The organism is Helicobacter salomonis, from assembly GCF_017979425.1.
Classification (GTDB): Bacteria; Campylobacterota; Campylobacteria; order Campylobacterales; family Helicobacteraceae; genus Helicobacter; species Helicobacter salomonis.
This window is the reverse complement of record NZ_JAERIS010000009.1, coordinates 1-14,702: the sequence shown is the minus strand read 5'-3', so window position 1 is coordinate 14,702 and position 14,702 is coordinate 1. Positions and strand designations below refer to the sequence as shown.

Annotated in this window: 12 protein-coding genes; 11 read left to right on the top strand and 1 reads right to left on the bottom strand. The window is 47.0% G+C overall.

Annotated features, from left to right (window positions below; genetic code table 11):
• Positions 1-12: 12 nt before the first annotated feature.
• Positions 13-1,458 (bottom strand): amino acid permease, encoded by a 1,446-nt coding sequence (locus tag KCO92_RS03225; RefSeq protein WP_104695252.1) that lies wholly within the window; start codon positions 1,456-1,458, stop codon positions 13-15.
• An 807-nt stretch (positions 1,459-2,265) separates the two neighbouring features.
• Here KCO92_RS03225 and gatA point away from each other — a divergent pair.
• From gatA to KCO92_RS03170, 11 genes are all read left to right on the top strand, one after another.
• A complete protein-coding gene (gene gatA, locus KCO92_RS03220) occupies positions 2,266-3,612 on the top strand; it encodes an Asp-tRNA(Asn)/Glu-tRNA(Gln) amidotransferase subunit GatA (RefSeq protein ID WP_104695253.1) in 1,347 nt (448 codons plus the stop codon).
• Between the two features lie 2 nt (positions 3,613-3,614).
• Positions 3,615-5,060, top strand: a complete 1,446-nt coding sequence (gene guaB / locus KCO92_RS03215; protein WP_104695254.1) for an IMP dehydrogenase — start codon at positions 3,615-3,617, stop codon at positions 5,058-5,060.
• A gap of 9 nt (positions 5,061-5,069) precedes the next feature.
• A complete protein-coding gene (thiS, locus tag KCO92_RS03210; RefSeq protein ID WP_104695255.1) occupies positions 5,070-5,270 on the top strand; it encodes a sulfur carrier protein ThiS in 201 nt (66 codons plus the stop codon).
• Positions 5,267-6,004, top strand: coding sequence for a metallophosphoesterase (locus tag KCO92_RS03205; protein WP_104695256.1), 738 nt, complete (start codon positions 5,267-5,269; stop codon positions 6,002-6,004). Before thiS ends, KCO92_RS03205 begins: the two co-directional genes overlap by 4 nt.
• A gap of 45 nt (positions 6,005-6,049) precedes the next feature.
• Positions 6,050-6,988: a chemotaxis protein gene (locus KCO92_RS03200; RefSeq protein WP_104695257.1), complete on the top strand. Its 939-nt coding sequence runs from the start codon at positions 6,050-6,052 to the stop codon at positions 6,986-6,988.
• 45 nt (positions 6,989-7,033) lie between these two features.
• Positions 7,034-9,433 (top strand): hybrid sensor histidine kinase/response regulator, encoded by a 2,400-nt coding sequence (locus KCO92_RS03195; protein ID WP_104695258.1) that lies wholly within the window; start codon positions 7,034-7,036, stop codon positions 9,431-9,433.
• Positions 9,434-9,442: 9 nt separating this feature from the next.
• Positions 9,443-9,943: a chemotaxis protein CheW gene (locus KCO92_RS03190; protein WP_233709725.1), complete on the top strand. Its 501-nt coding sequence runs from the start codon at positions 9,443-9,445 to the stop codon at positions 9,941-9,943.
• A gap of 41 nt (positions 9,944-9,984) precedes the next feature.
• Positions 9,985-12,009 carry a methyl-accepting chemotaxis protein gene (locus KCO92_RS07580; RefSeq protein WP_104695259.1) on the top strand — a complete coding sequence of 675 codons (2,025 nt, stop codon included), beginning with the start codon at positions 9,985-9,987 and terminating at the stop codon, positions 12,007-12,009.
• A 6-nt stretch (positions 12,010-12,015) separates the two neighbouring features.
• Positions 12,016-13,950 carry a transglycosylase domain-containing protein gene (locus KCO92_RS03180; RefSeq protein ID WP_104695264.1) on the top strand — a complete coding sequence of 645 codons (1,935 nt, stop codon included), beginning with the start codon at positions 12,016-12,018 and terminating at the stop codon, positions 13,948-13,950.
• Between the two features lie 245 nt (positions 13,951-14,195).
• Entirely contained in the window at positions 14,196-14,429 is a 234-nt protein-coding gene (locus KCO92_RS03175; RefSeq protein WP_104695260.1) for a hypothetical protein, read from the top strand.
• A 12-nt stretch (positions 14,430-14,441) separates the two neighbouring features.
• The coding region (locus KCO92_RS03170; protein ID WP_210647449.1) for a hypothetical protein at positions 14,442-14,702 on the top strand (261 nt) is incomplete at its 3' end.

The window sequence follows — 14,702 nt, the reverse complement described above, 5'->3', positions numbered from 1 at the left end:
AAATTTTGCAAATCAAAGCGCTTGTTCGTGCTGGTAGCCCCACTTGTCCTTAGTGAGATAATAGCCCACATAGCATAGAATCGCATACCCGATTGTCAAATACGCCCCAACGCGCTGCTCAGGGTCCATATACGCCCCGATGACCCCAATGATCGATCCACTAATTCCCACAAGTTGAATCAAAGGTAAAAAGGGTGCGCGGTAGGGGAGTTCGTCTAAGGATTTGCCTGAAGCTACGAATTGCTTTCTAAAATTGTATTGCGCCACACTCACGCTGATCCACACAATGATCACGCTAAAGCTAATGATGTTGATGAGGTCCTCTATCATCTTTTTGATCTGGCCATTTTGGACATAATCATTGCCAAACATGATCAGAAGGGTACAAGCCATGGACAAATACATCGCATAAACGGGTGTGCCCTGCTTGTTGAGTTTGGCAAAGATGGGGGGGAACATCTTTTTTTGAGCTAAACCATAAACCATACGGCTAGAGGCGTAAATCCCTGAGTTGGCTGTAGACAGAATGGCGGTGATGATGACAAAATTCATAATATCTGCCGCGTAAGGAATCCCCGTGCCAAAAAAAGGCAAAGGAATGCGCTCTAGGGCACTCACAAAAGGACTTTTAGTGATGCTCGAATCTGTCATGGGTAAAAAGACCGAGATAATGATCACAGAGCCTAAAAAGAAAAACACAATGCGCCACAAAGTGGCTTTAATGGCTTTGGGCATTGCCACGCTAGGGTTTTTAGCTTCCCCAGCGGCCACGCCCACGATCTCTGTGCCCGTGTAGGCAAAGATCACTGCCAAAATCGCCCCAAAAACCGCGTGAATCCCCTTAGGAAATAACCCCTCTTGGAGTTCTTTGGTGGAGTGTTCTATGTAAAAATTGGCAAAAATACTTCCTATGCCATGCAAATAGATTTGATAAATAATCCCGATCACGCCCAGCACAATGAAAATAAACACCGCAAACACTTTTACAGAGGCTAAGAAAAACTCCCCCTCGGCAAAGATTTTTACCGAAAACGCGTTGAGTATAAAGATAAGCACAATGCAAGCTACCACCCAGTAATGCACGGGTACACCGGGAAACCAGCGCTGCATCAGCACACCCACAGCAAAGTATTCCACTGCCACGGTAACAATCCAGCCCACCCAATACATCCAAAACACCATGTAACCTGTTGCTGGACCAATAAAGCGCGTGGCGTAGTCCCCAAAACTCCCCGTGCTAGGATAAACGCTTGCTAGCTCCCCCAAAGAGAGGATAATAGAATACACAATCACTCCACCTGCAATGTAAGCTAGCAGAGTGCCCAGAGGTCCCGCACTGGCAATATTGCCCCCCGTGCCCACAAATAAACCCGTCCCTATTGTCCCTCCTAAGGCGATCATCAATACTTGCCGTAATTTAATGTCGCGCTTTAAGTGCGTCTGTGTTCCTTCTTCCATAAGTGAATAACCTTTCTTAAAAACAAAACCATGATTTAAACGCGTGCCCGAGCCGTTTTAAATCCGCCTTAAGAAAGCGTGCCAAATGGAAAGTTTTAGATAGTGAGGTGGTAAGACCGTGTAGAGTTTACACATTGCTAGGTAAATTCCACCGTTGGTTAGCGTACTGCACGCACATCAAAACTTTGAAACAGGTTGGAATAGAGTGCATGAGAATTGCCACTTTAGACATGCGATCAGTGATCTGGACATAAAAAAGATAGGGGCTCAACGCACGAGGGCAGATCACTTGCACACTTCAACCTTAGAAGGATAATCAAAACCCCGATTATAGCCTAAAAACACCTGGAAAACTTGAACGCTGACGCGACAGGTTCAATTGTTTTTGACAGAAATTTCACCCGTCTTAAGCAGGTGAGATGAGCACCGTTAAAATTATGTACAATATCCCCCATATATTCGTATCTAGCGCAGGAAGTGCGCAAAGTTACATTTTTGACATACTCTCCCATAACTAAAGTTAGGGGATTCTAGCTTTAGTGGAGATCGCGGCTTCAAGCAGGACAGCTCCGTTTGGAGTCTTACACTCCCTATTCCAAAGGTTGATGCCCCAACCCCAAGGGTATTACCCCTTGATTGCACAAATATTAGCACAGCTATGTTGGTGCTAGCCAACTATCCCCATAGCTAAAGCTAGGGGCTTTACGGCGTGGCTGGTAAGTTGCCCTGCCATAGTTGAAGTGGAGTATCCTTAGAGAGTTTTTACCCTGCATTTGTTAGAATAGGGCGAAAATCGTTAGGAAGACCATGTTAACCCTAGAAGAAGCCTTAAAGCTTTCCCCTCAAGCCTTAGAAGAGTACAAATGTGAGTTAGCCCAGCGTGTGTTAGAAAAATCCGAGCTCAACGCCTATGTTAGTGCGCCTAAGTCCAGCGGTGCGGGCGCACCTATTCTCATCAAAGACAACATCAATGTCAAGGGTTGGGAGATCACATGCGGGAGTCAAATTTTACAGGGATATATCGCCCCTTATAATGCTACTGCTATCGATCGTTTACACCAACATGGTATGTGCGCCTTTGGTTTGGCTAATATGGACGAGTTTGCCATGGGCAGCACGAGCGAATCGAGTTGCTATGGACCGGTTAAAAACCCTAGAGACACCGATCATGTGCCCGGAGGGAGCTCGGGGGGGTGTGCAAGCGCAGTTGCTGGGGGGGTAGCCATTGCCGCTTTAGGAAGTGATACGGGGGGCTCCATCCGCCAGCCAGCAAGTTATTGTGGCTGCGTGGGGCTCAAACCCACTTATGGGCGGGTGAGTCGCTATGGTTTGGTGGCCTATAGTTCCAGTTTGGATCAAATTGGCCCCATTACCCAGAATGTGCGTGATTGTGCGATTCTCCTAGATGCCATCAGTGGGCATGATCCTAAGGATTCTACCAGTGTAGTCCTAGAGGCAAGCCAGACTTTTAAGCATCTTGATCCTAAGCGGGCTTTGCGTATAGGGGTGTTGGAAGAAGCCCTCAAAGATGCAAGCGTAGAAGTGCAAAAGGCCTACACAGATAGTCTACACATCTTAGAGAAAATGGGGCATACTTTGGTGTCCCAGCGCATCGGAGATCACAAGCACCACATCGCTGCGTATTACATTTTGAGCACAGCGGAGGCTTGTTCGAATTTGGCGCGTTTTGATGGGGTGCGTTATGGAAAACGCCTAAAGGGTAAGGACCTCAAAGAGCTTTACATAAAAACGCGCTCTAAAGGGTTTGGGGCTGAGGTGAAGAGGCGCATCATGCTGGGGAATTTTGTCTTGAGCAGTGGCTATTACGAGGCTTACTACCTCAAGGCGCAAAGGGCGCGTGCACATATCGTGCACGAGTATAAAAGGCTTTTTGAGGACGCAGAGGTGATCTTTGCTCCCGTAGCCCCCTGCGTAGCCCCTGAGTTTAACGCACACGCTACCCCTCTGGAAATGTATCTGAGCGATATCTACACCGTGGGGGTAAATTTGGCTGGTTTACCTGCAATCTCTCTGCCCGTAGCCTACCATGGAAAATTGCCCATTGGCATGCAATTTATCGGACCTGCTTTTGAAGAACAACGGATTTTAGATGTGGCCTATGGCTTGGAGGAAATCTTAGAGTTAGAAGGATAGTTATGCAACTCCTAAAAACAGCCCTCACTTTTGAAGATGTGTTGCTCGTGCCTGCTTATTCGGAGGTTTTACCCAAGGAGGTGAGTTTAGTTTCCAAGCTGAGTACAAACATTGACTTGAATATCCCCTTTGTGAGCGCAGCGATGGACACGGTTACAGAGTTTGACACCGCAATCGCGATAGCGCGGCTGGGGGGTATTGGAATTATCCATAAAAACATGGATATTGAAGCACAAGTGCAACAGGTACTTAAAGTTAAAAAAAGCGAGAGCGGAGTCATACACGACCCCATTTATGTCCACGCAGAGGCTTCGCTAGGAGAGGCTAAAGCCATTGCGGATAATTATAAGATTTCAGGTGTACCCGTGATCGATGCACAAGGCATTTTAATTGGGATTTTAACTAATCGCGATATGCGTTTTGAAACCGATTGGAGCAAGAAAGTGGGCGCGGTGATGACCAAAGACGCGTTGATCACCGCTCCAGTAGGGATAAGTTTAGATCAAGCCCAGGCCATTATGCATCAACACAAAATTGAAAAGCTACCACTAGTTGATGATCGTAAGGTGCTCAAGGGGCTCATCACGATTAAAGATATTCAAAAGCGTATCGAATATCCCCACGCTAATAAAGATGCGTTTGGGCGCTTACGGGTAGGTGCGGCCATTGGGGCTAATCAGCTTGATCGGGCGCGTGCTCTAGTCAAAGCCGGGGTGGATGTGCTGGTTTTGGACAGTGCACATGGGCATTCACGCAATGTTTTAAATACCCTAGAAGCGGTTAAAAAAGAGCTCGCCGTAGATGTAGTGGTGGGCAATGTGGTGACCGCACAAGCTACCAAAGACCTCATCAGTGCAGGGGCTGATGGAGTTAAGGTGGGCATTGGTCCAGGAAGCATCTGCACAACCCGGATTGTGGCCGGAGTGGGCATGCCCCAGATTAGCGCAATTGATGGGTGTTATCAAGAAGCTAAACAACATAATATCCCCGTCATTGCCGATGGGGGGATTAGGTATTCTGGAGATGTGGCCAAGGCGTTGGCAGTAGGTGCGTCCTGTGTGATGGTGGGGAGTTTGATCGCGGGCACGCAAGAATCCCCAGGGGACACCCTCATCTATCAAGGCAGGCAGTACAAGAGTTATCGAGGCATGGGAAGCATTGGAGCGATGAGTAGAGGGAGCTCGGATCGCTATTTTCAAGAAGGGTTAGCCTCAGAGAAGCTTGTCCCAGAGGGTATTGAGGGGCGCGTGCCCTATCGGGGCAAGATCGCAGACATCCTCTACCAGCTTGTGGGAGGCTTGCGCGCCTCGATGGGTTATTTGGGCGCGCCAGATATTCCCACATTCACTAAAAATGCCCAATTTGTGCAGATTACAGCTGCGGGTTTGCGAGAATCCCATGTGCACGATGTGGACATTACCAAAGAAGCCCCCAATTATCACGCATAAAGGAGAACCATGCATTTGATCATCAATGGACAATCTAGGCAGTTTGAACAGGCATTGAATGTTCAAACCCTTGTGGAGGAGTTAGGCATTAATGAGCAGGTGTGTGCTATAGCCCGTAACAGTGTAGTGGTCAAGAAAGAAGACTGGGCACACACACAATTACAGGACAACGACCGCCTAGAATGTTTGCAATTCATGGGGGGAGGGTGAATCGTGCCTCTTGTCCCTCTCTCTCCAGCGACGCGATCTTCATCGCAGACGCTCACCACAAGCAGGGTGACCCTGCATTCCCCCTTCTTTTAGACCAACTTTTAGATGCGCCCCCTAAGCAGGTGTTTTTGATGGGGGATATTTTTCATGTTTTAGTAGGCAAAATCGCTAGTAGCGTAATCCCTCACCAAGCTATTTTAGAGAAAATCCAGACTCTTAGCCATAGGACACAGGTTTTTTACTTTGAGGGCAATCACGATCTAGCCTTGCATTCCCTCTCTCACTTCCAACATGTCCGTATCTATTCTAGGGCACAACAGCCTGCCTTTTTTCTCTACCAAGATCGCCTTCTTGCTTTAGCGCATGGGGACTTCTTTGTGGGGTGTGGGTATGAGTTTTATATCTCTCTATTAAGGCGTTCAGGGAATATCCTAGGCTATTTAGATAAGGTGTTTCCTAACTTATACCCCCATATACAAGAACGCATCGATGCTAAACGCATTAAAACTTTGGAGTTAAGCCAAACTGAATGGGCGCACTTTGCTCAAAAGCGTTTAGACCTATATCGTGCGCATGCACAAAAAAAAGGCTTGAATTTGGATGGTGTGGTTGAAGGGCATTTTCACATTGGTGCATACTACCAACATCCACACACGCAGGAACACTACTGGGGACTGCCCAGTTTTTATAATACACGCCTGATTTCCACTCTCAAAACCATGTCTGAAAACTGATGAAATTAGGGTAAAATTCGGGCCAAGAACACTATGGGGTATGGTATGACCGAGCAAAGTCTGGACACGGCTCTAAATCTAGGGGAGATCGAACTGGTAGATTTTCGTATTTTTGGTCTGCAGGGCGATCAACCCTATGAGGGGATTTATGGGATCAATGTCGCTAAGGTGCAAGAGATCATCATGATGCCTGAGGTCTTCGAGTTCCCCACACATTTAGACTATGTCGTAGGGGTCTTTGACCTGCGTTCTATTGTAATGCCTCTTATCGATCTTTCCATTTGGTTGGGCATTGTGGAAGATAGCGCGCGCATTGAGGAAAAAGTGGTGGTGATTACTGAGTTTAGCAATGTCAAGATGGGTTTCATCGTGCATGAGGCCAAACGCATCCGACGCATTAGTTGGAACGATGTTAGACCCGCTGTTTTTAGTGCGCACAATAATGCCGGCAAGGACCGCATCACGGGCACAACCAAAATCGAGGGAGATAAGACCCTATTGATTTTAGATTTAGAGAGCGTGTTGAATGATTTTGAATTGCATGTGGAGCGCACCTCTAGGGATACTCTTGCAGAACAGCATACCAAGAAATTTGAGGGCACAGCGTTATTTTTAGACGATAGCAAGGCCGCACGCAAGATCATTAGAAATACTCTCATGCAGTTGGGTTTTGATGTGGTGGAAGCTGTGAATGGAGAGGACGGGTTAGCCAAATTAGAGCAACTCTACGAGCAACATGGAGACAATTTGAATCGTGTGCTCAAGCTCATCGTATCGGATGTGGAAATGCCTAAGATGGATGGATATAACTTCTTTTCCAAAATCCAAGAAGACATGCGTTTTGCGGATATTCCCGTATTGTTTAACTCCTCAATTTGCGATGATTATAGCGCACGAAAGGCACTAGACCTAGGGGTGAAAGGCTACCTGGTAAAATTTGATGCCAACCGCTTTGCCGAGGAAGTGGCCAAAATTCTAGGATAAGCAAAAACGAGTATAATGTAACAAACTTAAACAAAGGTGCTAAATATGGATGATATGCGCGAGATCATGGAGGATTTTTTAGTTGAAGCCTTTGAGATGAATGAACAGCTTGACCAGGACCTGGTGGAGTTGGAGCACACCCCGGACGATTTGGATTTGCTCAATCGTATTTTCAGGGTAGCGCATACCATCAAAGGCTCAAGCTCTTTCCTCAACCTAGACACCCTCACTCATTTAACCCACAACATGGAAGATGTGCTCAACCGCGCACGCAAGAATGAACTCCAAATCACCCCGGATGTCATGGATGTGGTGTTGCGCTCGGTAGACATGATGAAAACCTTGTTGGTTACTATTCGTAATACGGGTTCAGATGCCAATGCCGGTTTAGATATTTCAGGCATTGTCAAGGAATTGCAAACCATTGCGCAGGGCAATCCAGAAAGCGCCACACCTCCTCCTCAAGAAGCAGCTCCTACTCCTCCCCCAGAAACCCCCGCTCCTCCCTCCGATCAAACCCCATCTAGCCAGCCTTCTCAAAATTTGGATAATCCTCTGGCCTGCGAACCAGAAGCGGATTATAGTAATATGAGCTCTGAAGAGGTGGAAAAAGAGATCGAACGACTCTTGAAAATCCGTCAGGAAGCTGACAAAGCGCGCCGCGCGCAAAAGAAAGAAGAAGCAGCTAAAGCCCCTCCACCACCCCCTACTCCGCAGACCCTGGAAACCCCAGCACCTGCCAAAGCCACTCCAGCTAAACCGACCAGCACTGCGAGTAAGGGTTCTAAAAAAGAGCAGGATAAATCTGTTGCCCTAGGAGTGGAGCAAACCGTGCGCGTGGATGTGCGCCGCTTAGATCACTTGATGAATCTCATCGGGGAATTGGTGTTAGGCAAAAACCGCTTGATTCGTATTTATGGGGATGTGGAAGAACGCTACGATGGGGAGAAATTCCTAGAGGAGCTCAATCAAGTGGTCTCTTCCATTTCAGCAGTAACCACAGACCTACAGCTCGCCGTGATGAAGACACGCATGCAGCCCATTGGTAAGGTCTTTAACAAATTCCCCCGCATGGTGCGTGACTTGAGTCGGGAATTGGGCAAGAGCATTGAATTAGTCATTGATGGAGAAGAAACGGAGCTAGACAAGTCCATTGTGGAGGAGATTGGCGATCCACTCATTCACATTATCCGTAACTCTTGCGACCACGGCATTGAAAAGCCTGAGGATCGCAAAATGTTGGGCAAGCCTGAAATGGGACGCGTGGAATTGAGCGCTTACAATGAGGGCAACCACATCGTGATCAAGATTACTGACGATGGAGCAGGGCTTGATCCAGAAAAACTCAAGGAAAAAGCTATTGAGAAGGGCGTGATTACAGAAAGGGAAGCGGCGGGCATGACGGATAAAGAAGCTTTAAATATTATCTTCAAGCCCGGTTTCTCCACGGCCAAGACTTTGAGCAATGTCTCAGGGCGGGGCGTGGGAATGGATGTGGTCAAAACCAATATCGAAAAACTCAATGGGATTATCGAGCTAGAATCGGAGATAGGAGTTAAGACCACCCAGAAGCTCAAAATCCCACTCACTTTAGCCATCATTCAGGCCTTGCTGGTAGGAGTGCAAGAGGAGTACTATGCCATTCCCCTCTCTTCGGTGCTAGAGACTGTGCGCATTAGTCAAGATGAAATCTATAGCGTGGATGGAAAGAGTGTGTTGCGTCTGCGCGATGAAGTGCTCTCTTTGGTGCGTTTGGCCGACATATTCAAGGTCGATGCGATCTTAGAGGCTTCCAAAGAGGTGTATGTGGTGATCATCGGTCTAGCCGATCAGAAGATCGGGGTGATTGTGGATTACTTGATTGGGCAAGAGGAGGTGGTGATCAAGTCTTTAGGCTATTACCTCAAAAGCACCAAGGGAATCGCCGGGGCCACGGTGCGTGGAGATGGCAAAATCACCCTCATCGTGGATGTAGGCACTATGATGGAAATGGCTAAAAATGTCAAGGTGAATGTCAATAATCTCATCGACCAGGCCCAAAATTCCAGTGCCAAAAATACACCCAGCGATTATGTAGTTTTGGCAATTGATGACAGCAGCACGGATCGGGCGATGATGCGCAAGTCTTTAAAATCCCTAGGAGTAACCGTGATCGAGGCCACAAATGGGTTAGAGGGCTTAGAAATGGTCAAAAATGCGGATAAAGTGCCTGATGCCATATTGGTGGATATTGAAATGCCCAAGATGGATGGTTATGCCTTTGCTTCTGAGGTACGAAAATACAATAAGTTTAAAAATCTGCCCCTTATCGCTGTAACCTCAAGAGTCACTAAAACCGATCGCATTCGTGGTGTAGAGAGTGGCATGACAGAATACATCACCAAGCCCTATAGCCCAGAATACCTGGCCAATGTCGTGAAACGAAGCATCAAATTGGAAAATTAAGGAGAGAGCATGAAAGACGCAATGGCCCTCAAGGAAATCTTTGACAAGCAGAAAAACAAAGATGAAATCAAGGCTGAGGACACGGAAGAGATTTTACAATTCATCGGGTTTATTATTGGGAGTGAGGAATACGCCATTCCCATTCTCAATATCTTAGAAATTGTCAAGCCCATTGGGTATACCCGTGTGCCCGAAACGCCTAATTATGTGTTGGGGGTGTTCAATTTACGGGGCAATGTCTTCCCCCTCATTAGTCTACGCCTCAAATTTGGTCTGCCTGCTGAAAAGCTCAATAAGGATATGCGTTATCTAGTGGTGCGCCACAATGACCAAATTGCTGGCTTTTATATTGACCGCCTCACAGAAGCCATCCGCATCAAACAATCCGACATCGACCCTGTGCCTGAAACCCTCTTAGAGAACAACCAGCTCATCTTTGGGATCGGTAAGCGAGAGGATAAACTTGTCTCCATTCTAAAAGTAGAAGAAATTTTAAAAAAAGATTTTTAAAGCTTCTTATGAGTTTAAAAACTACGCTCTAGGAGTTTGCCGTGTTAAAACGCGCTAGGATTGCCACGAAAGTTTTGATCGTATTGTGCAGTGTATTGGTTATTTCAATTGGGATTCTAGGTTGGATCATCGACACTAAGGTGCAGGAGGCCAGCAGAGAGCACGCTATTGAACAATTGACAGAGGGCACAGATGAAGTGGCAGCTAGATTCCAGCGGGTCATTGGCCGTGTATTTGATGAATTTCAAAAATTCGCCACAGGACTAGCCACTATTTCGCCCACGCAGGAAGAAAAACAACTGCAATGGCTCAAGAAATTTCTATTTGAGAACTCCGATGTCAAACAACTTAAAATTCACTACACCAGCACCCCTCGTATAACCAAGGTAATATACAGACAAGAGGCTGATTTTAAAGTCATGCAACAAGATGGAGTAGATTCCCTCATGGATGAAGCGATGAAGGGTGTGGCCATGCGCAAAAGTCCCGTTGTTTTTCAAAGAGTGGGGTCTGGGCAATATTTTGGATTTGAGATAGCCATACCCATGGTTAAAGAGGGGCGCACAATTGGAGTAGTCAGCGTGTTTGTAGATGCTTCTAACATCTTACTATTAGCTTTTAGAAAAAATCAAGACACCTTTTTGCTCCAGCAAGATGGAACAGTGCTCACCATGAGCAATCCCCTCCTCAATCCGGAGATGCGAGGCCGTCTTTTAGCTGATGCTAACCCCAGCCCTAGCGCACGCATGCTTCAAGATTTTATCCGCCAAAATAAATCGGGGTTTTTGGAGTATCACACCCTGAGCACTAAAGAGGACGCGTTTCTGGTCGTCAAAACCTTCGACATTTGTGCCAATATCAAGCATGATAATTTCAGTTCAAAATGGGTAGTGGGCAGATGGATCGCCAAAAAGAAAGTCTACAGCCTTTCGCGTGAAGTGTATACACTCATCTTTATCGCCTCCATTTTAATTGTAATTGCCATGATAGGAATCATCTTAGTACTCATGCGTTATTTCATCAGCAAGCCCATTAGGGAGCTCTCCAATACCTTGAGTGCCTTTTTCCGTCTGCTCAATAACGAGGTCCGTGCTAATATCACCCCCAAGCCTGTTTCAAGCTATGATGAAATTGGAATTATGCAACACTCCATCAATGAAAATATCCTCAAGATTCAAGAGCGCGTAAGGGTCGATTCAGCGTGCATGCAAAATGTTTCACTGGTAGTCCAAGAAATCAAACAAGGTAATTTTACCCAGGAAATCAGCGCTACGCCTGCTAGTGAAGACCTTGTCCAACTCAAACAATTTTTCAATGAAATGATCGCCTTTTTACGCCAACGCATCGGCTTACACATGCAAAACATCAACGAAGTCTTTACGCGTTACCAAGCCCTGGATTTTTCCCAAGGGATCGCCCAGCCCTCCGGGGAAATGGAATACACCTTAGATGCCTTGGGTCTAGAGATTAAAAAGATGTTGCAAACTTCCCTGCGTTTTGCCAGCGCACTCGATGAAGAATCTAAGAATCTCAAAAGTTGCGTCGATAATCTCAAAAAGAGCGCCAACCAACAGAATCAAAGCCTGATCGCCACTTCCCAATCCATTCATGACATCACGGCTAGTATTCAAGAGATCAGCACGCAGAGTGAAGCGATGATTGCCCAAGGGCAGGACATTAAAAATATTGTAGAAATCATCAAGGACATTGCCGATCAAACTAATTTACTTGCCCTCAATGCCGCTATTGAAGCCGCACGCGCAGGTGAACATGGGCGAGGCTTTGCCGTCGTAGCTGATGAAGTGCGTAAACTCGCTGAGCGCACCCAAAGGTCTTTGGGCGAAATTGAGAGCAATATCAATGTGTTAGCCCAAAGCATTGGGGACACGAGCGAATCCATCAGGATACAAGCCCAGAATGTGGAGAGCATCAACACCACCCTAGATGCATTCAAAACAGACACTGCATATAATCTGGAGATCGCCCACACCTCCCTAGAAGTGAGCAATAATATCGATCGTATTTCTTCAGAAATCCTAGAAGATGCCAATAAGAAAAAGTTCTAAATGCAAATCGTAAAAAAAATTCTTTGGGTTCTTTTCATCTTGCCCGTGCTCATTGGGGGTGTTGTGGGTGGGGGGTATTTGCTATTTTTGTGGGGTGAGGCAGGGGGAGAAGTGCAAAAAATTGTGCACTATAAACCTGACCTAGCTAGCAAGATTTTGGATGCCAAAGGGCGCTTGATTGCTAATCTCTACGATCGCGAATTTCGCATTTACGCTCCCTTTGAGGAAATCCCCCCTAAAATGGTCGAAGCCTTGCTTGCAGTCGAAGACACACTCTTTTTCGAGCACAATGGGATCAATTTGGATGCGATCATGCGCGCATTTCTCAAGAATTTGCGCCATCAAAAATACAGCGAGGGGGGGAGCACTCTCACCCAACAGCTGGTCAAAAACATGCTACTCACCCGTGAAAAGACCTTGGATCGCAAGATTAAAGAAGTGGTGCTCGCCCTCAAATTGGAGCAAAAACTCAGCAAAGAGGCAATCTTAGAGCGTTACCTAAACCAGACCTTCTTTGGGCATGGATTTTATGGGGTTAAAACGGCCAGCTTGGGCTATTTTAAAAAACCCCTCAAAGCCCTTACTCTCAAAGAAATCACCATGCTCATGGCACTTCCCAGGGCTCCCTCTTTTTACGATCCTACGAAGCATTTAGATTTCTCTCTCACACGGGCTAATAGCATTGTGCGGCGCATGGCCAATCTGGGCTGGATTACCGATCAAGAAATGCAGAGTGCCTTAGCAGAAGTCCCCAAAGTCTATCGCACCACCACCACCCAAAATGTTGCCCCCTATGTGGTGGACGAAGTGGTGCGCACTCTAGGTTTCCTGCCCGACTTAAAAACGGGGGGCTACACGATCAAGCTTTTCATCGATTTGGATTATCAAAACCTCGCGCGTGATGCCTTGATACGCGGCTATGAGAATGCAATCGCGCGCCTACACGAAGATCATGACAGCACACTCAATGGGGCCATTGTCGTAACCGACACCCATACAGGGCATATTTTGGCAATGGTGGGAGGGGTGGATTATAGCAAGAGTTCTTTCAACCGCACCACACAGGCCAAACGCCAGTTTGGAAGCAGTGTCAAGCCCTTTATCTATCAGATTGCCTTTGAACATGGCCTCTCCAGCGCGTCTTTGATCCCCGATGTCGCGCGCACTTTCAACACCAGTGGTTCGAGAAGTTGGCGTCCCAAGAATTACAACCGCAAGTTTTCCGGGCTCATTACACTGAAAAAAGCACTGGTTAACTCCATTAACCTAGCCACGATCAATTTGGTGGACACAGTTGGATTTGACGCCATTTATCAAGGCTTGAGCGATTTTGGGTTTGCTAATTTGCCCAAAAACATGTCCATTTCTCTAGGAAGCTTTGAGATTTCCCCTTTAGAAGCAAGCATGCAATACTCCCTCTTTTCCAATTATGGCACACTCTTAGAACCCGTTTTGATTTCTGATGTCATTGATGCGCAGGGAAATCCCAAATTGCTCCAAGTAATTCCCCCCAAACCCATTCTCTCCAAAGCCCAAGCCTGGCTCACTCTCTCCATTCTCAAGGAGGTGGTAGAACGGGGCACGGGGAGACGCGCCCATGTGCCCGGCATAGAAGTGGCGGGTAAAACGGGTACATCCAACAACTATGTGGACGGATGGTTTTGTGGCTTTAGCCCAAATCTGCAAGCCATTGTGTGGTTTGGGCGGGACGACAATAGCAGCATCGGGCATGGAATGGCCGGAGGGGTTATAGCAGCACCCGTCTTTGCAGATTTCCTAGAACGCGCCCTGCAGCTCAACCCGGCTTTAGAGAGGCGTTTTAAAATCCCTGAGGGCGTGATCGCTCAAAAGATCAATGGAGAGACCTACTACTCCACCCAAAACACTCCCTTGCAAGAGGATATCGAGCAGGAGGACAGCATCCAGCCTCTGCTATTCTAAAAACTTCGTTGCCCTAAGAGATTTTTGCCAAAAGGCCTTGAAAATGCAACAACTTGGGGATTCTGTGCTATAATAAAGTTCCGGCAAGGTTTAGAGTTCCTAGGGTTTATCCTAGGGTTTATCCTAGGGTTTATCCTAGGGTTGGAGGTGGTCCTCGGCTGCCCAAATTTTATTGTTGTCGCTTAGGTCCTCTTCAAAACTGGGTTCCTCTAATACTTTTGACCCCAAAAGTTAAAGGAGCTTCCATGCATGTTTTCCGTTCAGTCCTTCTTACCTCTGTTGCGGGGCTCACCCTCCCTGTTTCAGGCATGTTGCAAGCCGAAAATAATGGCTTTTATGGCGCAGTGGGGTTTCAGTATTCCAACATGACCAAGGGCACACAGACAACCACTCCGGGTTATGTGCTCGATAAGATTCAGCCAAATCCCTTTGATCCTCAGAATACCCAGCCCGTCCCTTTGCCCCCAAAACAAGGATAGTAGGAACACGCCATGACACATATCTCTAAAAGCAAAGTTTCTAAGTCCAAATTTTCCAAACAATCCAAAACACCCCTAAGCTTTGTGCTGGCCACCACCTTGTGTGGTTCTCTACTGCAGGCCATAGCTCCAGCGAGTAGTAGCGGAGGTGGTGCTGGGGGAGGGCAGCAACTCCAACAAGCTCAACAAGCCCTAAAAACCGCACAAGGGCAGTTGCAACAAGCAGATACAGCTGTAGCTAATGCGCAAAAGGAAGTCGCCACAGCACAGGCA